This is a genomic window from Streptomyces sp. NBC_00209 (assembly GCF_045206345.1).
Classification (GTDB): Bacteria; Actinomycetota; Actinomycetes; order Streptomycetales; family Streptomycetaceae; genus Streptomyces.
In genome coordinates this window covers 4,557,610-4,579,333 of sequence record NZ_CP108121.1, presented here as the reverse complement: position 1 = coordinate 4,579,333, position 21,724 = coordinate 4,557,610, and the positions used below count along the sequence as shown (strand labels likewise).

22 protein-coding genes are annotated in these 21,724 nt (G+C 71.6%); 11 read left to right on the top strand and 11 right to left on the bottom strand.

Going from position 1 to position 21,724, the window contains the following annotated elements; all coding sequences use genetic code 11:
- Window positions 1-421: 421 nt before the first annotated feature.
- Window positions 422-1,309 (top strand): hypothetical protein, encoded by an 888-nt coding sequence (locus OG867_RS20885; RefSeq protein ID WP_406287430.1) that lies wholly within the window; start codon window positions 422-424, stop codon window positions 1,307-1,309.
- 336 nt (window positions 1,310-1,645) lie between these two features.
- Here OG867_RS20885 and OG867_RS20880 read toward each other — a convergent pair whose 3' ends face one another.
- Both OG867_RS20880 and OG867_RS20875 read right to left on the bottom strand, forming a co-directional pair.
- Window positions 1,646-2,821: a methyltransferase domain-containing protein gene (locus OG867_RS20880; RefSeq protein ID WP_406287428.1), complete on the bottom strand. Its 1,176-nt coding sequence runs from the start codon at window positions 2,819-2,821 to the stop codon at window positions 1,646-1,648.
- Between the two features lie 94 nt (window positions 2,822-2,915).
- Window positions 2,916-3,167: a hypothetical protein gene (locus OG867_RS20875; RefSeq protein ID WP_406287425.1), complete on the bottom strand. Its 252-nt coding sequence runs from the start codon at window positions 3,165-3,167 to the stop codon at window positions 2,916-2,918.
- A 94-nt stretch (window positions 3,168-3,261) separates the two neighbouring features.
- Between OG867_RS20875 and OG867_RS20870 the strand changes: the two genes are divergently transcribed.
- The 3 genes from OG867_RS20870 (at window position 3,262) to OG867_RS20860 (ending at window position 4,679) form a co-directional block, all read left to right on the top strand.
- Window positions 3,262-4,101: a helix-turn-helix domain-containing protein gene (locus OG867_RS20870; protein WP_406291087.1), complete on the top strand. Its 840-nt coding sequence runs from the start codon at window positions 3,262-3,264 to the stop codon at window positions 4,099-4,101.
- The gene (locus OG867_RS20865; RefSeq protein WP_406287423.1) at window positions 4,098-4,307 is read left to right on the top strand and encodes a DUF397 domain-containing protein; all 210 of its coding nucleotides are present in this window, start codon (window positions 4,098-4,100) and stop codon (window positions 4,305-4,307) included. Before OG867_RS20870 ends, OG867_RS20865 begins: the two co-directional genes overlap by 4 nt.
- 165 nt (window positions 4,308-4,472) lie before the next feature.
- Window positions 4,473-4,679: a DUF397 domain-containing protein gene (locus OG867_RS20860; RefSeq protein ID WP_406287421.1), complete on the top strand. Its 207-nt coding sequence runs from the start codon at window positions 4,473-4,475 to the stop codon at window positions 4,677-4,679.
- Window positions 4,680-5,130: 451 nt separating this feature from the next.
- Here the strand turns inward: OG867_RS20860 and OG867_RS20855 are convergent, their stop codons facing one another.
- Both OG867_RS20855 and OG867_RS20850 read right to left on the bottom strand, forming a co-directional pair.
- On the bottom strand, window positions 5,131-5,601 hold the full coding sequence (locus OG867_RS20855) for a GNAT family N-acetyltransferase (RefSeq protein WP_406287419.1): 471 nt from the start codon (window positions 5,599-5,601) through the stop codon (window positions 5,131-5,133).
- A gap of 384 nt (window positions 5,602-5,985) precedes the next feature.
- A complete protein-coding gene (locus OG867_RS20850; RefSeq protein WP_406287417.1) occupies window positions 5,986-6,492 on the bottom strand; it encodes a GNAT family N-acetyltransferase in 507 nt (168 codons plus the stop codon).
- An 813-nt stretch (window positions 6,493-7,305) separates the two neighbouring features.
- On the opposite strand from OG867_RS20850, the gene OG867_RS20845 reads away from it, so the two are divergent.
- Both OG867_RS20845 and OG867_RS20840 read left to right on the top strand, forming a co-directional pair.
- A complete protein-coding gene (locus tag OG867_RS20845) occupies window positions 7,306-8,256 on the top strand; it encodes an aminoglycoside phosphotransferase family protein (protein ID WP_406287414.1) in 951 nt (316 codons plus the stop codon).
- Between the two features lie 84 nt (window positions 8,257-8,340).
- Window positions 8,341-8,697, top strand: coding sequence for a DoxX family protein (locus OG867_RS20840; protein WP_018105646.1), 357 nt, complete (start codon window positions 8,341-8,343; stop codon window positions 8,695-8,697).
- Window positions 8,698-8,715: 18 nt separating this feature from the next.
- On the opposite strand, the gene OG867_RS20835 is transcribed toward OG867_RS20840, so the two are convergent.
- On the bottom strand, window positions 8,716-9,309 hold the full coding sequence (locus OG867_RS20835) for a sugar O-acetyltransferase (RefSeq protein WP_406287412.1): 594 nt from the start codon (window positions 9,307-9,309) through the stop codon (window positions 8,716-8,718).
- A 164-nt stretch (window positions 9,310-9,473) separates the two neighbouring features.
- Here OG867_RS20835 and OG867_RS20830 point away from each other — a divergent pair, with 164 nt between their 5' ends.
- Window positions 9,474-11,129, top strand: a complete 1,656-nt coding sequence (locus OG867_RS20830; protein ID WP_406287409.1) for a cellulase family glycosylhydrolase — start codon at window positions 9,474-9,476, stop codon at window positions 11,127-11,129.
- 43 nt (window positions 11,130-11,172) lie between these two features.
- Here the strand turns inward: OG867_RS20830 and OG867_RS20825 are convergent, their stop codons facing one another.
- Both OG867_RS20825 and OG867_RS20820 read right to left on the bottom strand, forming a co-directional pair.
- Window positions 11,173-11,790, bottom strand: a complete 618-nt coding sequence (locus OG867_RS20825) for a dihydrofolate reductase family protein (protein ID WP_406287406.1) — start codon at window positions 11,788-11,790, stop codon at window positions 11,173-11,175.
- A 106-nt stretch (window positions 11,791-11,896) separates the two neighbouring features.
- Window positions 11,897-12,499, bottom strand: a complete 603-nt coding sequence (locus OG867_RS20820; protein ID WP_328900351.1) for a TetR family transcriptional regulator — start codon at window positions 12,497-12,499, stop codon at window positions 11,897-11,899.
- An 80-nt stretch (window positions 12,500-12,579) separates the two neighbouring features.
- Here OG867_RS20820 and OG867_RS20815 point away from each other — a divergent pair, with 80 nt between their 5' ends.
- Entirely contained in the window at window positions 12,580-13,515 is a 936-nt protein-coding gene (locus OG867_RS20815; RefSeq protein ID WP_406287402.1) for an oxidoreductase, read from the top strand.
- A gap of 89 nt (window positions 13,516-13,604) precedes the next feature.
- Window positions 13,605-15,521, top strand: coding sequence for a serine/threonine-protein kinase (locus OG867_RS20810; RefSeq protein ID WP_406287399.1), 1,917 nt, complete (start codon window positions 13,605-13,607; stop codon window positions 15,519-15,521).
- A 97-nt stretch (window positions 15,522-15,618) separates the two neighbouring features.
- Here OG867_RS20810 and OG867_RS20805 read toward each other — a convergent pair whose 3' ends face one another.
- On the bottom strand, window positions 15,619-16,173 hold the full coding sequence (locus OG867_RS20805; protein WP_328900354.1) for a TetR family transcriptional regulator: 555 nt from the start codon (window positions 16,171-16,173) through the stop codon (window positions 15,619-15,621).
- Entirely contained in the window at window positions 16,170-17,681 is a 1,512-nt protein-coding gene (locus OG867_RS20800; RefSeq protein WP_406287396.1) for an MFS transporter, read from the bottom strand. The genes OG867_RS20805 and OG867_RS20800 overlap by 4 nt, the downstream gene beginning before the upstream one ends.
- A gap of 174 nt (window positions 17,682-17,855) precedes the next feature.
- Between OG867_RS20800 and OG867_RS20795 the strand changes: the two genes are divergently transcribed.
- The gene (locus OG867_RS20795; RefSeq protein ID WP_406287394.1) at window positions 17,856-18,188 is read left to right on the top strand and encodes a hypothetical protein; all 333 of its coding nucleotides are present in this window, start codon (window positions 17,856-17,858) and stop codon (window positions 18,186-18,188) included.
- Window positions 18,189-18,270: 82 nt separating this feature from the next.
- Here the strand turns inward: OG867_RS20795 and OG867_RS20790 are convergent, their stop codons facing one another.
- Entirely contained in the window at window positions 18,271-19,620 is a 1,350-nt protein-coding gene (locus OG867_RS20790; protein ID WP_406291085.1) for a DUF445 domain-containing protein, read from the bottom strand.
- A gap of 163 nt (window positions 19,621-19,783) precedes the next feature.
- Between OG867_RS20790 and OG867_RS20785 the strand changes: the two genes are divergently transcribed.
- Window positions 19,784-21,034 (top strand): SGNH/GDSL hydrolase family protein, encoded by a 1,251-nt coding sequence (locus OG867_RS20785; RefSeq protein ID WP_406287392.1) that lies wholly within the window; start codon window positions 19,784-19,786, stop codon window positions 21,032-21,034.
- 9 nt (window positions 21,035-21,043) lie between these two features.
- Here OG867_RS20785 and OG867_RS20780 read toward each other — a convergent pair whose 3' ends face one another.
- Window positions 21,044-21,697 (bottom strand): DUF1707 domain-containing protein, encoded by a 654-nt coding sequence (locus tag OG867_RS20780; protein ID WP_328904336.1) that lies wholly within the window; start codon window positions 21,695-21,697, stop codon window positions 21,044-21,046.
- Between the last annotated feature and the right edge of the window lie 27 nt (window positions 21,698-21,724).

Sequence of the window (21,724 nt, the reverse complement as noted above, 5' to 3'; positions counted from 1 at the left end):
AGGGGATCTCGGACACGCCACCCTCGACGGGGGTGGGACCGTCGCCGCGCGGGCGGGGAGCAGAAGGCGAGCAGGAATTCTGGGACGCCGACCAAGGGACCATCCCCGCGCGGGCGGGGAGCAGACTCGCTGACCTGCGGGTCTATCGAGTGAAGGCGCGGTTTCTGACCACTTTCACACATTCCGGCATATCAACCTCAACAATCACACATCAGGCATACGCAGCAAGAGTACGCCAACGCCCCTGGATAGCCTGCCCGTTCGCCGAGTGCGCCCCCAGCGCCTCCGCGCATCGGAAAGCGTGGCTGGACGCGAACTACTACGGCTGGCGTAGAACGGCAAACGCTTTGCATGCGGGATCACCTTCCGGGCACCGGGCGCATACCTGACGTAACGGTTTCGGTTTGGGGAGGCTGCTGTGATGGCGAACGTGAAGACCCGGGAGACCAAGATGGCTGCGTACGGGGTGGCGGGCCTGCTGGCCGTTGCCGCGCTTGCCGGGTGTGGGTCGGACGACAAGGGCGACGCGGCGAAGGACGCGAAGCCCTCCGAAGCGGGCAAGACGGCCGACTCGTCGCCCTCGCAGGTCGTACAGGCGACCAACAAGAAGACCACCGAGGCCGGGTCCGCGCGTGTGAAGATCACGACTTCGGTCAGCGCCAAGGGGCAGAGCCAGACGATCACCGGCTCCGGCGTCATGGACTTCGAAGACGGGGAGAGCAAGCTGACCATGGAGCAGTCGGGTCAGCGGCTGGAGCAGCGGGTCGTGGACAAGATGATCTACCAGAAGCCGCCGAAGGGCGCGGGCGGCCTGCCCGGGGGCAAGAGCTGGATGAAGATCGACATGGAGAGGCTGCGGACCTCCGAGGCCGCCGGAAGCAGCCAGGTAAGCGATCCGACCGATTCCTTCGCCTACTCCAAGTCGCTGTCCGAGAAGGACGTGAAGAAGGTCGGTACGGAGAGCCTGGGCGGTGTCGCGACGACCCACTACAAGGTCGCCCTGGACATCGACAAGCTGGCCAAGGGCGACGCCGCGCAGGCCCGGAAGCTGCGCGAACAGCTCGGTGAGACGGTGCCGGTGGACCTGTGGGTCGATGGCAAGGGACTGATGCGCCGCCAGCAGATCGAAATCGCCGCGCAGCCGGCCGGGGGCGCGAAGGACTCCGGTTCGGCGAACCGGGGCAAGGCCAAGGTCGTCATGGACTTCAGCGACTTCGGGACCGACGTTGATGTCGACGCGCCCGCCACCGGGGACACGGTCGACGTGACGGACAAGGTCGTCAAGCAGGCGAGCGCCCAGCAGTCCTGACCGACGTGCCGTACAGCGGTAGGCCCCACCGTGCCCAGGCGCGGTGGGGCCTTAAGCGGTTAGCGGAGCTGGGCGCGGATGGCGTGTCGCGGGTGAGGCCATCCCCGCGCGCGGGGAGCAGTCCACCGAGCGGACCCACTGGTACGCCTCCTCGGGACCATCCCCGCACGCGCGGGGAGCAGACTGCCTGACCTGCGGGTTTGACTCGGGTGAGTGGCGTTTCTGACCACTTTCGTAGACTCCGACATAAGCGCCACAGCTGACATACAGCCCACAGCCTAGGTCAACTACCGACTCCCGCAGGCCCTTTCCCGTCAGCCCACCACGCACCGCCCCTCACACCCACTCCCCCACCTCATCAACCCAAACCCGCTCCCCCACCCCCCGCACCGTCACCCCGAACCGCTCCCACCCCGGCCTCCCCCGCTCCACCCACCACTCATACGCACCCTCCACCTCATCCCACAACCGCCGCTCCCCCCGCTGCCAGACGCGGGCCGCAGGCCGTCCGTCCTCCACCAGCACGCACGCCCACGACAGGTCGCTTCGGCTGTAGAGCCAGTGGGGTTGGCTGCCCCGCACCTTCTCGGCGGGGATGTACGTGCAGGCGGGGACGCGGAGGCCGAGCGCGAAGACCAACGGGCTGAAGCGGTCGGCCGCGGACAGGGCCCTCGCGGCATCCGAGGTCGTCGTCTCCGGACTGGGCAACGGGCCGGGCGCGTAAGCCTCGTGGTCGATCGGGGCCGACCGGTGCGCCCGCAGCTTCATGAACTCCACCGGCCCCGTGAAGCGCCCGCTCGCGCTCTTCCCCTCCGTGTCCACCGTCAACCGCAGAACCGCGTCGGCAGGGCTGAAGTCCGTTCCCCACGGCGCCACGATCACACCCCCGGGCCGCGTCTGTTCCACCCACGCGTACGGGATCTCCCGCACCCCGCACGTAGCGAGCACCCGGTCGAACACGCCCCGCCCCGGCGCCCCCGCGCGCCCGTCGCCGTGGATCACCTCCACCGGGGCACCGAAAAAGTGGTCCAGGGCCTCGCGCGCCCGGTTCGCCACCGCCTCGTCCACCTCCACGCTGACGACGTTCTCCTCGCCCACCTTGTGCGCCAGCAGCGCGGCGTTCCAGCCCGTCCCCGTACCGATTTCGAGCACGCGGCAGTAGTCGTCCACTGTCAGAGCGTCGAGCATCCGGAAGACCACGCTCGGCATCGAGGACGACGACGTCGACACGCGGCCCGGCTCACTGCCTGCATGCTCCCCGTCGTCCCACTGCGTCACGATCGGCACATCCGCGTCCGCGTACCCGCGCCACGCCCGCGCGTCCTCCGTCCGCGATACGTGGACCGTCCCCCCGGCCGCCATGTCGTACGGCCAGATCGTGTCCGGTAAGAACGCCTGCCGGGGCACCCGCGCGTACGCGTCCAGCCAGCCGGACTTCAGTACGCCGCCCGTCGTGAGCGCGTACGCCACGTCCTCGCGCGTGGCGTACGCGCTCGCCGTCTGCTCACTCATGCCGCCGCCAGGCCCTTCGTCGTTCCGTCCATGACCTCGTCCACTCCGTTCAGCCGTTCTCGGGAGGCGTGTTGACGTCCCGACGCACGCGCCGTTACAGCCGGTACTTCGCGTGCATCGCGTTCGTCTCCCGTACGCGTACGAGGAGGTCCTCCGACGACGCCCCGGCCTTCGACGGCCCGTCCGGGCAGATGGGAGCCCCGCACTGACACGGCGGGAACGCGGCGAGCGACGCGTAACGCGAGATGTCCGGGTCCCCGCGCAGCTCGCTGCTCGGGGGTTCTTCGTCGGTTCGGACGGGGAGTGGGCCGGGGGCCGGCGCGGTTCCATGCTCTTCGACAGGCACGCTTTCGTGTCCCTCCGTAGCGGTTTCACTACCAGACGCGCTCAGCGTGACCTAGCCTCGCAATGTCATCAACGTGGCAGCCAGGGAGGGCATATTGGTCAACATCAAGGAGCTGAATCCGGACGCGTCTCCGCAGGCGGCGTACGGCGCGCGTTTACGCAGGGTGCGTGAGGCTCGCGGTTGGATTCAGGACCACATCGCCACGATGGTCGGCTGCACCGGTCGGCACGTCTCTGCCATCGAAACTGGTCGGAAATCCGCAACCCTGCCGTTCTCGCGGAGATTGGACGTCGCGCTCGAACTCGTCGGCACGCCTGACTCGTTCGAACGCGAGTGGCGCGAGATGCGGCACGGCAGCCTGCTGGAGGGCTTCCCCGAGTACGTGGGGTACGAGGGCCGGGCTGTGGAGATCCGGGTGTTCGAGATCGGCATCATCCCTGGCTTGATGCAGACGCCGGAGTACGCGCGAGCGGTGGCCGAGGGGGATTTGCAGCGGGGCTCGATCACACCCGAACAGGCCGATGAACGCGTCTCGGTCCTGCTGGAACGGCAGGCCGCGCTGGTCAGACCCCGGCCACCGATGGTGTTCGTCGTCATGGACGAAAGCTGTCTCCTGCAAGCCATCGGCGGCCCGAAGGTCATGAAGGCCCAGCTGCAACGGTTGGAGGAGTTGGCCGCGCTACCCAACTGGTTCGTCCACGTGGCTCCGTTCGCCATAGGAGCCCGACGGGCATTCGATCGGCCCGTCTACCTGCTCACCCTCGCCGACCGGTCCGTTGTCGCGTACGCCGAGTCGCAGATGCAGGGGTACGTCGACCGGGAGCCGTCGTCCGTGGTGCCCATGCTCACGGCCTACCATCAACTTCAGGGCGAGACGCTGTCCAAAGCAGCGTCGTTGGCCATGATCAGTCAGTTGAGAAAGGGCGCCCCGTGACGAACGAATCCCCCCGTTGGTACACATCCTCGTACAGCTCGAACGGCGGTGCCTGCGTCGAGGTCGCCACCAACCTCGCCTCCGCGACCGGGGCCGTTCCCGTCCGTGACTCCAAGCAGGTCGGCGGCCCGACCCTGGCCGTCTCCACCGACGCGTTCTCGTCCTTTGTGGACGGCCTCAGCGCCGGTGGGTTCGACCGGATCTGACTGACGACGAGCCGCTGTTACGCAGCCCCACCGCGTCCGGCGCGGTGGGGCTTTCGCTGCCCGTACGCATCCGGGATCGGGCCGGAAATGGGCCCCGGCACGCAGGCACCCACGTCTTACTCTTCACCGAAGACCGACAGCATTCGGATGCGGTCGGATCCCGTGATGACCGAATCCCTCCGTTGGTACAAGTCCTCGTACATCTCGAACGGCGGCGACTGCGTCGAGGTGGCCACGAACCTCGCCACGACGACGGGAGCCGTTCCCGTCCGTGACTCCAAGCGGCCCGGCGGCCCGGGACTGTCGGTCTCCACGGAGGCGTTCTCGTCGTTCGTGGAAGGTGTCAGAACGGGAGAGTTCGACACGGCCTGAGCGCCCGACCAGCCGCCGTTACGGGCCGCGCCAACCGGTGGGCCGGGGGGTACACCCGCACGCACGGGAGCAGTGGTCGCTGGCCAGGCCGGCCCTCCAGAGGTAGGGACCATCCCCGCACGCGCAGGGAGCACCACCTCGATCGGAGACCATCCCCACATGTGCGGGGAGCACGACGGCGAGGAGCCCAGGAACGCCTTTACCGCGGGACCATCCCCGCACGCGCGGGGAGCACGAGCCTTCTCCGGAGCCAGTTCCGATGATGACGGGACCATCCCCGCACGCGCGGGGAGCACTCTTCATGACCTGCGGCTTTGTCTCGCGTGCGCGTGGTTTCTGACCACTTTCACCCACTCCGGCATAACCGCCCCAAGGTCAACACAGCCGACATTCGACTCAAGCGTAGGACAACACCCGCTCTCTCGGGCCCCGTTCACCACAACCGCCCACCTCACCCCTCCACCCCCACCCTGTACACCACCTTCCCCTCCACCACCTCAAAGCCCAGCGCCCCGTAGAACCCCAAAGCCTGCACGTTGTCCGTGTCCCCCATCCACTCCATCCGACTGCACCCGGGACGGGCGGACGCCACCGCTCGGAGTTCCGCCATCAGGTGGGCGCCCACGCCCCCTCCCCGCCACGGTTCACTCACGTACAGCTCCTTCAGGAACAGCGCATGCGTCGTCCCCGTCGCCGGCCAGAGGAACGAGTACGCGGCCATCCCGGCCAGGGCGCCGTCGCCCGGGTCCGCGACCAGTGCCTGAGCGAGCGGGATCGGGGCGAACAAGGACTCCTCGATCTGGGTGTGGCGTTCCGTGAGTGGCTGGATCTCCTTGGCTCCGTAGAAGCGTTCGATCTCCTCGATCAGGGCCGCGAGGGACGGGATGTCGTCGCGTCGGGCGGGGCGGATCGTCATCGGCATCGGGCGTCTCCCTCGGCGGTGGATCTCGTACGTGCGTCTCGCGCACACACCGCATGTGACCATGCTCCCAAAGGCGCCCGCCTCAACTGCTTCCTGGCGCTCGACAACCTCGTCGCCCTCAACGGTTCCGCCTACGCCCCACGCACCGGCGGCCCCGCCCTGCCCGCTGGGAACTGGCGCGCGCCGTCAGCGGCCTCGGCTACGCGAGGGGCCGCGGCTCATGCCACCCGCGCTCGACGCCTGCCGCGACGCCCGATCCGCTGGACGCCTTCGACGACACAGACCTCGCGCTCGGGGCGTTCCGGTGCTCGCGGTCCCCCTCGTACAGGCCGCTGACACCGTGCCGGGTCACCCACTGCCGCGTGACGGCGGGCGCACCCCCGTTCAGGCAAGGTGCTTGTGCATGACGATGCACGGCCGGTCGTGGGCCAGGTCCTGACGCCGGTCGGTCTCGCGCCACCCGAGGGACTTCCAGAAGGCCAACGCATCCGGGTTGTTCTCAAGTACGGCGAGCCGGAGGCCAATCCGCCCCTCGGCCCGAAACCGCTCCTCGACCAGCCCGACGAGCCGCCGCCCGATCCCCGTACGGCGGGAGCGGCCGTCCACCATGAGCAGCCCGATCCAGGGCAGACCGTCCTTCGGATGCCGGCGCAGCAGACAGACGACTCCGACGAGCCGCCCTTCCCCACTGCGCGCGAGCAACACCTCGCCGCCCTCCGTGGCGACCTCATCCCGTAGATCGGCCTCGACCCGCGCCGCCCGGATGTCGTCGGGGTCGTACTCGCCTGCCGCACGCCAGTAGGCCGGGTTGCTGGTGTAGAGGGCGACGACGTCGCGGATCTCCTCGGGGGCAAAGCGGAGGGGGTGGAAGGTGAGGGGGTGGGCCGACATGTCGGCCAGGGTACGGGGCGCTGCATGCCGTCCCCGCGAGGTGCGGGGAGCAGTAGCCGTCACGGCCCAGCAGACCGGTGAGCGGCGGGGCATCCCCGCGATGGCGGGGGACAGGCAGCGTACTGCCGGGCGGTGTCGCACATGCCGGGGCCATCCCCGAGAATCGGGGAATGCGCCGGCCAGCCAGGATCATTCCTGCGGATGCGGGGACAGCACTACGAGGCGGTGATCCTCCCCCAGAACGCTGGACCATCCCGCGCGTGGCGGGAAGCGGTGCGGGACGCCCCGCACCCGTCCGTGGCGGGCGGTCCCCGCAGGTGCGGTGACCGCGCTCGATAGCGCGCTGCCGCTGCCCAGCCTCGGGGCCATCCCCGCAGGGCGGGGAGCAATCGTCGTTCCCGTACTCATCCGGATAATCCCAGGGGCCAACCCCGCGTGCGCGAGGAAGACACCATCTGTCGCAGCGGCTGCGTCGTGGTGCCGGGACCATCCCTGCAGGTGCAGGCAACACCCGAGAAGGGCGTCTGTGTCGGCGAAGCAGACGGGACCATCCCCGCACTTGCGGGGAGCACTCAAGGCTTCCGTTGTCCGCGACCCATTCCCAGGGCCCATCTCCGCACTTGCGGGGAGCACTCTTCGTGACCTGCGGCTTGTCTCGTGGCAGTGGCGGTTCTGACCAGTTCCGCGCACTCCGGCATATCCGCCCCACCGCTTACACGGTAGGCACGTATCTCCACCCCAGGCCAACAGCCCCGGCCACGAACCCCGTTCACCCTCCCCCAGAGCCCCGTCGCGCCCACGTAAGGTGCCCGGATGATCGTCATCCCGGAGGAGTTCGCGCGGACCACCGTCGAGCGCGAAGGCAGCGCCGGGGCGAGCTGGCTTGCGGAACTACCCCGCATCATCGCCGACTTGCTCGACGCCTGGGGCTGCACACCCGACGGCCCCCTCACCCACGGCGGCGTCGGCGTCATCCTCCCCGTCCGCCGCGACCACACGCCCCCCGCCGTCCTCAAGGTCTCCTTCCCGCACCCCGGGAACGACCACGAACCCGACGCCTTCGTCGCGTGGGGCGGGCGCGGGGCCGTAAGCCTGTACGAGCGGGACGACAGCCGGTACGCGATGCTGCTGGAGCGGGCCTCGACGGTGACCCTCGCCTCGGCCGCCGACGGGGACGACGTGGTCGTCGTCGCCGCTCGGCTCGGGCGGCGGCTCGCGGTGCCCGCGCCGCCCGGGCTGCCCCGGCTCAGTGAGCGCGCCGGGGAGTGGGAGGACGGGCTGCGCACCGACGACGCCGAGTTCGCGCACCCCCTGCCGCGGCCCGTCATCGACGCCGCCCTCGCCACCGTAAGGGAGTTGGGGCGAGCGCAGCCCGACACGCTCGTCCATGGGGATCTGCACGGGCGGAACATCCTGCGGGCCGAGCGCGAGCCCTGGCTGGCCGTTGATCCCAAGGGGTACGTGGGCGACCCGGCGTACGACGCGGGGGCGCTGATGAAGTCGCGCGCGTACGCACTCGCGGGCACCCACGATCTCCGCAGCACCGCCCACCGCATCGTCGACGTCTTCGCCGACGCCGCCGAGTTGGAGCGCGAACGCGTCCGCCGCTGGGCCCAGTTGCACGCCGTGCAAGCCGCCTTCTGGGCCCGGCGGCACGGCTTCCGGGTCGCCCGCGGCGGGCCCGAGCTGGAGTGGATCACCGCCTTCGCGGACCGGCTGGCGGAGTTGCTGACCGAGCCCTCCGGAGGGCTCTCAGCGCGTTGAACCCTTCACCACCTCACAAAACAGAGCCGCTGATCGTCGGACTCGAAGAGCAGCCCCTTCACTCTCAGAAGCGGAGAACAACGCATGCGCACCGCATACCTCACGGTCACCATCCTCGGCATCTTCTTCAACGGCGCCGCCGCCGTGACCTACCTCATCGGCCACGAATACCCCAAGTCGCAGGCCGACATGAAGGGCATCCCGCGCAAGTACGTCCCCTGGCTCGGCATGTGCCTGGCGGCGGGCACCCTCGGGCTGCTCGCCGGGTTCGCCGTGCCCGCACTCGGTACGCTCGCCGCGTGCGGGCTCATCCTCTACTTCATCGGCGCGATCATCGCCCATCTGCGGGTGGGCTCCCGGAACATCGTCGGCGGGATCGTGTTCCTGGCGACGGCGATCGCCGCCCTGATCCTCGGCGTGCAGTACCACGGGGCCTGGTGAGCGGCGCCCGCCCAGGCCCTACCTGCGGCTGTCGAGGTCCGCGTCCGTGATCGGCCGGACCACCCGGCACGGCGTACCCACCGCCACGCTCATCGGAGGAATGTCGCGGCTCACGACGCTGCCCGCGCCGATCACCGAGCCGTAGCCGATGCGGACGCCCGGCAGGACGACCACGTTGCTGCCGATCCACACCTTGTCCTCGATGACGATCGGCTCCGAGAAGCGGCCGAAATCCGCCCGGCGCGCGGGGTGCACCGGGTGGCCCGTCGTCGTCAGGGTCACGCTCGGGGCGATCATGACGTCGTCGCCGATGCGGATCTCCACGTCGTCGACGAACGTCAGGTTCACGTTGCCGAAGAAGTCGTCGCCGATGTGCACGTTGCTGCCGAACGCGGCGTGGAACGGCGCCTGGAGGGCCGTGCGTTCGCCCACCGAGGCAAAGATCTCGGTCAGCAGCGAACGCCGTCGCTCCGTGTCGCCCGGCGGCGTCTGGTTGTACGCGAAAATCTCGTCCGCACGCCGGGCCCGGGTCAGGAAAGCCGCCTCGGTCTCCGTGTAGACGAGCCCCTTCGCGATGCGGGCCCGTATCTCGTTCTGGTCGGTTTCAGCCATCGTGCGGCGTTCCCTTCGTCGGGTGCGGAGACCAACACGACGAACCATAGAACCTCGCCTCCGGTCGCCCGATCTCTTGACGTGCCCCTGACCGAATGGCTTCATAGGTCCACCCCGTGGGAGCGCTCCCACATCAGTGCACCACCCATCCCCCTGGAGCCGCAGTGAGAACAGCGAGACATCCGGCGCAGCGCCCCGCCGCCGTCATCCTCACCGTCCTGGCCACCCTGCTCGGGTTCCTCGCGCTCGGCGGCCTCGCCCCGGCGCAGGCCGCGTCCGCCGCCGGTACCGGGCTGCACATCAGCGACGGCCGCCTGGTCGAGGGCAACGGCAACGACTTCATCATGCGCGGCGTCAACCACGCGCACACCTGGTACCCCGGCGAAACCCAGTCCCTGGCCGACATCAAGGCGACCGGCGCCAACACCGTCCGCGTCGTGCTGTCCGACGGCTTCCGCTGGACCAGGAACGGGCCGGACGACGTCGCCGCCGTCGTCGCCGACTGCAAGGCGAACCGGCTCATCTGCGTCCTGGAGGTGCACGACACCACCGGATACGGCGAGGACTCCGCCGCCGGGACGCTGGACCACGCGGCCGACTACTGGATCTCCCTGAAGGACGTCCTCCAGGGCCAGGAGGACTACGTCGTCATCGACATCGGCAACGAGCCCTGGGGCAACACCGATCCGGCCGGATGGACGGCCCCCACCACCGCCGCGATCAAGAAGCTGCGCGCCGCCGGGTTCGCGCACACGATCATGGTGGACGCGCCCAACTGGGGCCAGGACTGGCAGAACGTCATGCGGGACAACGCCCAGGCGGTGTACGACGCGGACTCGACCGGCAACCTGCTCTTCTCGATCCACATGTACAGCGTCTACAACACCGCCCAGAAGGTCACCGACTATCTGAACGCGTTCGTGGACGCCGGACTGCCCCTGGTCATCGGTGAGTTCGGCGGTCCCGCCGACCAGTACGGCGACCCGGACGAGGACACGATGATGTCCGAGGCGCAGCGGCTCGGGCTCGGCTGGATCGCCTGGTCGTGGAGCGGCAACACCGACCCGATCCTCGACCTGACCATCGACTTCGACCCGGCGCGGCTCAGCTCCTGGGGCGAGCGCATCTTCCACGGCGCGGACGGCATCGCGGAGACCGCCCGCGAGGCCACGGTCTACGGCGGTCCCGTCGAGGAGGACACCGAGGCCCCGACCGCCCCGGGCACCCCGGCCGCCTCCGCCGTGTCCGACACCTCCGCCACGCTGACCTGGGCCGCGTCCTCCGACAACGTTGCCGTCGCGGGCTACGACGTGGTGCGCGTCAGCGGCGGTACGGAGACCAAGGTCGCCTCGTCGGCCACGACGAGCGTCACCGTGACGGGCCTCGCCGCCGACACCGCGTACTCCTTCGCGGTCTACGCGCACGACGCGGCCGGAAACCGTTCGGCGCGGTCGGCCGCCGTGAGCGTGACCACGGACGAGGGCGCGACCACTCCGGCGGGCAGCTGCTCGGTCGGGTACAAGGTGGTCGGCTCGTGGCAGGGCGGCTTCCAGGGCGAGATCACCATCCGCAACACGGGCACCGCCGCGATCGACGGCTGGACGCTCGGTTTCGCCTTCGCCAACGGGCAGACGATCACCAACATGTGGGGCGGTACGCCCACGCAGTCCGGCGGTTCGGTGACCGTCGCGCCTGCCTCGTACACCTCCACGATCGCCCCGAACTCCTCGGTGACCGTGGGCTTCACGGGCAACCAGAGCGGTACGAACGCGGCCCCGGCCGCGTTCACCCTCAGCGGGGCGGCCTGCACCGTCGCGTGACCCGGCACCAGCCGGCGGGGGCGCGCGCCCCGGCCGGCCGGTGTCAGTCGGCGGTCACACTGAGGGTCTGCCGGTTGCGCTCGTACGTCAGGTACGCCGCCCCGCTCGGCAGGATCTTCTGGCTCCTGAGACCCCAGGCCGCCGGTTCGAACGCCGCGTTCCGGCCGAAGAGCGGGATACCCGCGCCGATCGTCGTCGGGCTGAGCTTCAGGATCAGCGTGTCGATCTCCGCGTAGAGAGAGGCGGCCAGTTCGCCGCCGCCGACGAGCCAGATGTCCTTTCCGTCCTCCTGCTTCAACTCCCGTACGCGCGCGGCGGGATCGCCCGAGACGAGCTCCACAGCCGGGTCCGGGCTCTCGCCCAGGGTGCGGGAGAACACGAGGTGCCGCAGGTGCGGGAAGGCGTCCGTGAGTCCGGCGTCGAGGCCGATCTCGTACGAGCGCCTGCCCTCCGCGACCGTGTCGAAGTGCGTGCCCTCCGCCGTCACCCCGAGCGCGGCCCGCGCCGGGCCGGGCAGGGTCTCCGGGTACTCCGCGATCAGGTGCTCGAGGTAGTCCTCCGGGATGGGCCAGAAGCCGTCCGGACCGCTGGGGTCGGAGCCGTCCGGGCCGGCGATGAAGCCGTCGAGGGTGGCGGCGATGAAGTACACCAGCTTGCGCACAGAGGACCTTTCGTCCGGGGAGCGGCCTCCGGTACGTGGGGGCCGTCGGCCGTCCATGATCGAACGGGCGCCCGTGGCAGGCAACGGGAATGGCGGCTTCCGGTGCCTAGGGCCCGTCCAGCGCCGGGGCGATCACCGCGAACGCGCGGTCCGTCAGCTCCGCCGGGGTCTCCGTCGAGCCGTCGGCGCTCCAGTGGTGCAGCACGGCGTCGAACGCGTCGAGCGCCATCCCCGCCGCCAGCCTCGGGTAGAGGTCCCGCTCCCCGTCCCGCCCCAGCCGCTCGGCCAGCTCCCGCGCGAGGTCGTCGCGCCACCGCGCCTGGCGCTCCAGGAAGCGGGCCAGCAGCGCGGGCGTGCGCAGGATCAGCCGTACGACGCGCAGCGCCCGCTCCCCGTGGTCCGCGCACTCCCCGAGCGGCACCCAGACCGCGTGGCGCAGCGCGACGGACGGCGGCTCGGCGGCGGGGCGGGCGGCCAGTTCGGCGCGGATGCCGGTGCCCATGTCCGCGAGGAGCTGGACGACCACGTCCTCCTTGGACGCGAAGTAGCGGAAGAACGTCCGCTTGGAGACGCCCGCCGCTGCCGCGATCTCGTCCACCGTGACCGCGTCGAAGCCCTTCAGGGCCAGCAACTGCAGGGCGGATTCGCTCAGTTCGTCGGAGACCAGCCGGCGCTTGCGCTCGGCCAGGGTCGTTCGGGGAGTACTCACCCTCCTCACGGTACTCCATGCCTCGCATGGCACTTAATGACATGTTGACACTTGGTGTCATGCAAGGCAGCCTATGCCGTATGACACAGCAGGAACGCTGGACCGCCGAGCACATCCCGGACCAGACCGGGCGCGTCTTCGTCGTCACCGGGGCCAGCAGCGGCCTCGGCCTGGCCACGGCCCGGGCCCTCGCCCGCCGGGGCGGGCACGTGATCCTCGCCGTACGCGACGAGGCGAAGGGGCGCCGCGCGGCGGCCGGGCTGACCGCCGCGCAGCCGGACGCCCGGCTGGAGGTGCGCCGGATCGACCTGGCCGACCTCGATTCCGTACGCGCGTTCGCGGAGAAGCTGCACGCGGACCACGCGCGGCTCGACGTGCTCGTCAACAACGCCGGGGTCATGGCACCGCCCCGGACGCTGTCCCCGCAGGGCCACGAGGTGCAGTTCGCGGCGAACCACCTGGGCCACTTCGCGCTCACCGGCCTGCTGCTCGGCCTCCTGACGGCGGGCACCGACCCCCGCGTCGTCACCGTCAGCTCGCCCAACCACCGCAAGGCGCAGCTGTACTTCGATGACCTCACGGGCGAACGGCGGTACTCGCCGATGGGCTACTACAACCAGTCCAAGCTGGCCAACGCCGTCTTCGGCCACGAGCTGCACCGCCGCCTCACCGAGGCCGGCAGCCCGGTCCGCAGCCTGCTCGCCCACCCCGGCTACACCGCCACCGGCCTCCAGACCGGCGGCCCCGTCGCCCTCGTGTCCCTGCTGTTCGGCCGCGTACTCAAGCCGCTCGCGCAGTCCCCCGCCCAGGGGGCGCTGCCGCAGCTGTACGCGGCGACGCAACCGGGCGTGGCGGGCGGCGAGTTCATCGGGCCGGACGGCAGGGGCGAGCTGCGCGGGGCGCCGACCCGGGTGGAGCTGTCGGCCGGGGCGGCCGACGCCGCGACGGGGCGGCGGCTGTGGGAGGTGTCGGAGGAGGCGACGGGCGTACGGTGCGCAATCCCCCGGTCCGGCTGAACCAAGGCGCTCCCACCGCTCCGCAGCGCCCCGGGATTTGGATAGGGTGCCGTGTCTACAGCAGCGCTCTCCGGGGGAGTTACGAGTACATGAGCGGTCAGCAGCCACGCAGAGGCGGCGCCTCGCAGGTCTTCCAGCCCCTCGCGGCTGACGACCCCACCACCATCGCCGGATACCGGCTGGCCGCCAAGCTCGGCGCGGGCGGCATGGGCAAGGTGTATCTGTCGTACACGCCCGGCGGGCGGCCCGTCGCGATCAAGGTGATCCGGCCCGAGTTCGGCGAGGACGCGGAGTTCCGGCGGCGGTTCGCGCAGGAGGTGCAGTCCGCGCAGCGCGTGCAGGGGCTGTTCACCGCGCCCGTGATCGACGCCGACACCCAGGGCGCGCAGCCGTGGCTCGCCACCGCGTACGTGCCGGGCCCCTCGCTCGCCGACGCGGTCGTGGAGCACGGCGCGCTGCCGGTCGAGGCGGTGCTGCTGCTGATCGCGGGCATGGCCGAGGCGCTGCACGTCATCCACGGCGCCGGGATCGTCCACCGCGACCTGAAGCCGTCCAACGTGCTGCTCGCGGCGGACGGGCCGCGCGTCATCGACTTCGGTATCGCGTACGCGGCCGACGCGACGTCGCTCACGGGGAGCGGGGTCACGATCGGCACCCCGTCGTTCATGGCGCCGGAGCAGGCCGCCGGGCGCAAGGTCACCGCCGCGACGGACATCTTCGCGCTCGGGCAGGTCGCGGTGTTCGCGTCGACCGGGACGCCCGCGTTCGGCGAGGGGACCTCGCACGGGGTGCTCTACCGGATCGTGCACGAGGACCCGGACCTCACGGGTGTGCCGGAGCGGCTGATGGAGCTCGTGGGGCGCTGCCTCGCGAAGAACCCGGAGGACCGGCCGTCGGTCGCCGAGGTGATCCAGCTCTGCCAGACCGCGAACGCGGAGACGGTGCTCCGGCGGCCGGAGGACTGGCTGCCGAAGCCGGTCGCCGCCGACATCACCGTACGGGCCGCCGCTCCGGCGCCCGTGCAGACGCCGCCGCCGCCGTCGGCCGCCCCGGCGACGCCGCCGGTGGCCGCCGCGCCCGCGGCTCCGGCCACGCCGGCCACTCCCGCCGCCTACTCGCCCACCACCCCGGCGCCGAGCACCCCGCCGCCGGGGTACGGACCGCCGGTCACGCCCGTGCCCGGGCAGGGGCCCGCACCGGTGGGGCCGAGCGCGTACGGTGCGCCCACGGCGCCCTCCGCGCAGACCCCGGCTTACGGGTACCCGGCCGCCCAGCAGCCGTCGTACGGATACCCGGGGCCGGGGGCGGGATACCCCGGCGGGGGCGTACCGCCGGAGTCGCACGTCACGCAGCCGACGCCGCAGGCGCCCACGCCCCCCAAGCGGCGGCGGGGTCTGGCGGCGGCCGTCGCGATCGTCGCCGTGCTGCTGTTCGCTCTGGCCGGCGGAGGTACGGCCTACTTCCTGCTCAAGGACAACGGGAGCGGTGAGAAAAGCGGCACGACCGCCCAGGACAAGAACCCACCTGCTCCGAAGGTGAGTTCGAAGCCGAGCTCTGACTCCACGGGGGCGGATGACAACGCGTCGCAGGAGCCCGAGGGGCAGACCCCCGCGACGTCGGACCCGACGCCGGAGGACTTCACCGGGATCAACCTCACCCAGGGGTACCACCTGACGTTCGGCGATGACGAGGTGCGGCCGCAGGACGGTGAGGACGACGGGTACGAGCTGACGTACGACTCCGGCGGGTACATCGAGGCGGAGAGCGAGGGCGGCAAGCTGATCCTGCTCGACCCGGGTCAGGCCGGGTCGCTGGATGTGTGCCGGGCGGAGACGCGGTTCGCCGGCAGCATCGAGACCAGCAAGCTGTCGAAGGGGCGGCAGGTGTGCGTGACGACGGGGACCGGGCATATGGCGCTGGTGACGTATCAGGGGCACTCGCCGGAGGATTCGCCGAGTGACTACATCACGCTTGACGTGACGGTCTGGCGGAACGCGCTGCGCTAGGGGCGCCTGCGGCGGGCCTGGAAGTGGCCACGCGGCCAAACCAAGCCCCTCCGGCGATTGAGGAGCGGGGGTACGGGGGCAGCGCCCCCGCATCGCCTCAGCCCGTGATCAGCCGCTGCAACGCCGGCGCGTACAGGTCCGCGATGTGCTCCGGCGTCGCAGACGCCCCCGCCCCCTCGCGGTGGAGGCTCAACGTCGCGCCCAGCCCCAGCAGATGCCCCGCCAGAAGCTCCGCGCGCAACGCGCGCCCCTCGCCGGGGAGGCGGGCGGTCAGGGCGTCGGTCACCTGTTCGTGGAAGCGGTCGCGGAGCAGGGAGCGTTCGTCCTGGTTGCCCAGGGAGAAGACGACGCGCAGCAGCGGGTCGGACTGGAGCGCCCGGCGCTGGGTGACCAGGGTGACCACCATGTGGCGGCCCAGGACGTCGAGCGGCGCGTCGAAGAGTTCGGCGGCGGCCGGTCCGAAGTCGGCCACCGTGTTGAACAGCTCCTCCTTGCGGCCGAAGTGCTTGACCACCAGGGACGCGCTGACCCCCGCGTCCGCCGCGATCCCCCGGATCGTCACCTCCGCGTACGGCCGCTGCGTGAACGCCCGCCGGGCAGCGCGCAGGATCGCGTCGCGGCCCGTCGCGGCGATGGCCTGGCCGCCGGTCATGCGCCCTCCTGGATCCCCGCCGACCGCGCACCCCCCGTCAGGGTGCCCGGCGCCTTGCGGCTCTCCCCGACCGTACCCGCCCCCGCGGGCCTGCCACCCGGCAGCAGCAGCGTGACGACCAGGGCGGCGAGCGCCGCGCCCGCCGCGACGACGAAGACCAGCTGGTACGCGTGCAGGGTCGGCGCGGTCCGGCCCCCCGCCTGGAAGGTGAGGTTCGCCAGGACGGCCGCCACGGTCGCGCTGCAGAACGCCTGGCCGATCGACCGCATCAGGGTGTTCAGGCCGTTCGCCGCGCCCGTCTCGCTGACCGGCACCCCGCGCATCACGAGGGCCGGCAGCGCCGAGTACGCGATGGCCGTGCCGGAGGCGACGACCGTGGCGCCCGCGATGATGAGCCACAGGCTGTGGCTGGTGAAGTACCGCACCCCGTAACCGGCCGCGATGATCCCCGCCGCCAGCGCGAGGCTGACCTTCGGGCCGTGCTTCGCGGAGATCCGGGCGGAGACCGGGGACAGCGCCACCATGGCGACCCCGCCCGGCAGCAGGCACAGACCGCTGACGACGAGCGAGGCGCCGAGCCCGTAACCGGTCGCCTTGGGCTCCTGCACCATCTGCGCGGTGACCAGGGAGTTCGCGTAGAAGGCGAAACCGATGAGCAGCGCCGCGACATTGGTGAGCAGGACCGCCGGGCGGGCGGAGACCCGCAGGTCGACCATGGGCGTCGCGACGCGGAGCTCGTACGCGCCCCAGAGCAGCGCCACCACGACGGCCGCCGCGAGCAGGCCGACCGTCCGGCCGGAGGCCCAGCCCCAGTCGCCGCCCTGCGTCACCGCGAGCAGCAGGCAGACCAGCGCGCCGGACAGGCCGAGGGCGCCGAGCACGTCGAATCGGCCGCGGCTGCGCAGCGGGGACTCCGGTACGAAGACGAGGACGAGCACGATGTCGATGAGGCCGATGACGCCGGAGACCCAGAACATCGTGTGCCAGTCGAAGTTCTCCACCACCAGCGCGGCGATCGGCAGGCCCACCGCGGCGCCGATGCCGAGCGTCGAGCTCATCAGCGCGACGGCGGACAGCACGCGCTCGGGCGGCAGTTCGTCGCGCAGGATGCTGATGCCCAGCGGTACGACGGCGATCGCGGCGCCCTGAAGCGCGCGACCGGTGATCAGCACGCCGATGTGGGAGCTCGCCCCGCACAGCACCGAGCCCACCACGAGCACCGCGAGCGAGGCGACGAGCACCCGCCGCTTCCCGTACATGTCGCCGACCCGGCCGAGCACCGGCGTGAACACCGCACCGGTCAGCAGCGTGACGGTCACCAGCCAGCTCGCGGCGGCCGGGGTGGCGCCGGTCAGCTCGGGGATGTGCGGGAGCAGGGGCACGACGATCGTCTGCATCACCGCGACGACGACCCCGCAGAAGGCCAGCACGCCCACCGCGAAACGCGGGTGCGGGGCCTCGGCCGCGGGGTTCGACGGGGCGGCGGGGGCGGGTATGTCCGCGGGCATGGTTCTCCGTTGCGGGCTCGGGGGCACGTGAAGGGGTGCACGGATGTTCACCCCCAGGGTAAACGCCTGTGCACCCCCTCCGCGACGGGTGGGTGGAAGCGCGCGTTAGCCTCGGTCCGGGCGCCGGTGCGGCGCTGGGCGCGAGGCGCGTACGAGTGCGCCGGGCGCACACCCATGACGTGCACGAAGGCGGAGGTGACCGCGATGGTGAAGGTGCCGGCAGCGGCGGTGGCGGCGGGCGGACTGGTCGGCGGTTACGCCGTCGCGCGGTGGACCCGCAAGCGGCCGCTGGGCGGGGTCGCGCTCGCGGCGGCGGGCGGCGTCGCCGCGTACGAGTGGAACCGGCAGGCGGGCCCGCGCGCGGCCGTCGCTCTGACCACCGCGTATGTGGCCGCGTTCGCGGGCTCGCACCCGCTGGCCAAGAAGGTCGGCGCCTGGCCCGCCGTCTTCACCGTGGCGGGCACGGTCGCCGCCGCGTCCTGGGCGGTCACCCGCCGGGCGTCCTGAACCGGGGCGCCCTCCGGGCGCGGTGGTGCGGCGGGCGGGGCCTGAACGGCACCGCCTCACACGGCCCCGCCCCGGGGCCCCCTCACCCCCACAACGCCCACGACACCGTATAGATCGCCAGCCCCGCCAGCGCCCCCACCACCGTGCCGTTGATGCGGATGAACTGCAGGTCACGCCCGATGTGGGCCTCGATCTTGCGGGACGTCTGGTCCGCGTCCCAGCCGGCCACCGTGTCGCTGATCAGCGAGGTGATCTCCGTCCGGTACGTCGTCACGACATACGCCGCCGCGTCCTCCAGCCAGCCCTCCAGCTTCCCCTGGAGCCGTTCGTCCGTGGCCAGCCGGGCGCCCAGCGACATCAGGGAGGCCCGGGCGCGCAGCCGCAGTTCGCTCTGCTCGTCCTCCGCCGCCGCGATCACCATCGCGCGCACCGACGCCCAGGCGGAGGCGATGACGTCCTGGACCTCGCCGCGCCCCAGGATCTCCGCCTTCAGGCGCTCCACCCGGTCCCGGGTCTCGGAGTCGGTCCGGAGGTCGGCCGCGAAGTCCGCGAGGAACGTGTCGATGGAGCCGCGCGCCGGGTGCCCGGGCATGTCCCGCATCTCGGTGACGAAGCGCAGGAGCTCCTTGTAGACCCGCTCCCCGACCCGCTTGTCCACGAACCGGGGCGTCCAGCCCGGCGCCCCGCCCTGCACCGCGTCCATCACCGAGTCGCCGTGCAGCACGAGCCAGTCGTGGGCCCGGGTGCAGACCAGGTCGACCAGCTTGCGGTGGCCGCCGTCCGCGACGACCTTCGCCAGCATCTTGCCGAGCCCGGGGCCGATCTCCGCCGCGTTCGCCCGCCGGGTGATCGCCTCGCCGACGACGGCCTGGACGTCCGCGTCCCGCAGGACGGTGAGCGCCCCGCGCAGCGCGGTCGCCAGCTCGGCCGTGACCCGGTCCGCGTGGGCCGGCTCCGCGAGCCAGCCGCCGACCCGGCCGCCGATGCCCAGCGAGTGAATCCGGTCACGTACGACGTCCCCGGAGAGAAAGTTCTCGCCGACGAAGGAACCGAGGGATGCCCCGAGCTGGTCCTTCTTGGTGGGAATGATGGCGGTGTGCGGAATCGGCAGACCGAGCGGACGCTTGAAGAGTGCCGTGACGGCGAACCAGTCGGCCAGCGCACCCACCATGCCCGCCTCGGCGGCCGCCGCGACGAAGCCCGGCCAGCCGCTCACCCCCTCGTTCTTCGCCCAGGTGGCGAGGACGTACACCAGCGCGACCAGCAGAAGGAGGCCGGTGGCCGTGGTCTTCATACGGCGTACGCCACGACGCTTCTCCTCGTCCGCCGCGGTGTACGCGAACGAGGCGAGCCCCCCGGGTCTCGCCCTCCCACCGGGCCCCGGAGGCACTTCGCCCCGCTCGGTCCGCCCGGTCCCGTCGATCCGTTCCATCCGCTCCACCCGTCCGCGTACGCACAGCCCCAGACGTCCGCTACGCATTGTGCCTACCTGACCTACTCCCGGGCCGCACGTCGAGTTCCCCGCGCCCTGCCGCATCATGGGAACCGGTCCACTCCCTCCGCTTTTCCTCTTTCCGCAAGGAGACACACCGCCCATGCCCAGGCGCCAGGGGTACGCCCTGCTCATAGCCCTCGTGGCGGGTACCGCCGCGCTCGCCGCAGCCGTGGCGTTCGCCGGTCCCCTGCTGTCCACGGGGGACAGGGCGACAGCCGCCGCCACTGCGGCCCCGCAGGGCGTGGCCCACAGCCCGGCCGCCCCGGCGCACTCCTCCGGGCACTGGCTCGCCACCTGGGCGGCGTCGCCCGTCGGGGGCCTGGCCGACCCGGCGCAGGCGGAGGACCAGAGCAGCCGCGTCATCCGTAACGTCGTGCACACCAGCGTCGGCGGCACCGAGGCCCGTGTGACGCTGTCCAACCTGTTCGGTACGCAGCCCCTGCTCATCGACCGCGTCACCGTGAACACCCGCCCCGTGACGTTCCGGGGGGCCTCGTCCGTCACGGTCGCCGCCGGCGGGCAGACCGTCAGCGACGCCGTCGCCGTCCCGGTCGACGCGGACGCCGACCTCGTGGTCACCCTGCGCACCCCGACCGCCGACGGGCCGGTCACCGCGCACCCCAACAGCCACCAGACCTCGTACACCGAGGGCGAGGGAGGCACCTGGTCCACCACGCAGTGGCGCTACCTCACCGCCGTCGACGTGCGGGGCGGCGACGCGCGGGCGACCGGGACCCTGGTCGCGTTCGGCGACTCGCTCACCGCCGGCTCCGGCTCCACCACCGACGCCAACGCCCGCTGGCCGGACGTCCTCGCCGACCGGCTGCACGGCCGCTACGCGGTGGCCAACGAGGGCATCGGCGGCAACCGCCTCCTGCGCGACGGCATCGGCCCGCGCGCCCTCGACCGCTTCGAGCGCGACGTCCTCGGCGTCTCCGGCGCGAAGACCGTCGTCATCGCGCTCGGCATCAACGACATCCAGGCGCTCCCCAGGGAGACCGACCCCGCGCGGATCACCGGCGCCCTGCGCGACCTCACCGCACGGGCCCACGCCCGGGGCCTGAAGGTCATCGGCGCGACCCTCATGCCGTACCGGGGCTCGGCCGCCTGGTCGGCGGGCGGGGAGCAGGTACGGCAGCGGGTCAACGCGGAGATCCGGGCGGGCGGGATCTTCGACGAGGTCATCGACTCCGACCTCGCGCTGCGCGACCCGGCCCACCTCCAGCAGCTGCGCGCCCCGTACGACTCCGGCGACCACCTGCACCTCAACGACGCCGGGTACGCCCGCCTGGCGTCGCTGCTGGACGTGGACACCCTGACCGGGGACAGGCCGAAGGTCGACGCGCTCTGAGCCGAAGAGCTAGCGGTCGCCCTTCTCCAGGCGGCCGCGCTCCGCCTCCCGCAGGCGCTGCTTCTCCGCCTTGCCGCGCTTGTGCTCCACCCCGACGCCGCCCATCAACGCGAAGCCGGTGACGCGGACCCGGGGCGCGTCGGGCGCGGGGGCCGACTCGTCCTTGGCGTCCTCCCCGAAGCCGCCCATGATGCCGATGCCCCGGACCTCCACGTTGAGGTCCGGCGGGACCGTCACATGGAGGCCGCCCATGATCGTGAAGCAGCGGATCACGGTCTCGCGGGACTCGAAGTTCGCCTCGCGCAGGTCGATGTCGCCGCCGCCCCACATCGCGAACGCGGTGAACACCCTGCCGACCGTCCAGTTGCCCCGGCGGCGGAAACCGCCCCAGAACGCGAAGCCGCCGGTCGACGTCGCCGGCCGCCCGATCCGCTCCGACCAGCGGGCCGCCGAGCCCGACCGGGGCTGCACGGCGGCGGGCGCCGACGAGGCGGAGCCGACGGCCGGCAGGTCGCGGACGAGCGGTTCCAGCTCGCCGTGCGTCCGCGCCTTGTAGGCGGTGTCGAGGCGCTGCTCGAACTCCTCCATCTCAAGGCGCCCTTCGGCGACCGCCTCACGCAGGATCTCGGCAACACGTTCACGCTCGGCGTCGGAGGCCCGCATATCGGGGAGTTCGCTCGTCATGCAGTC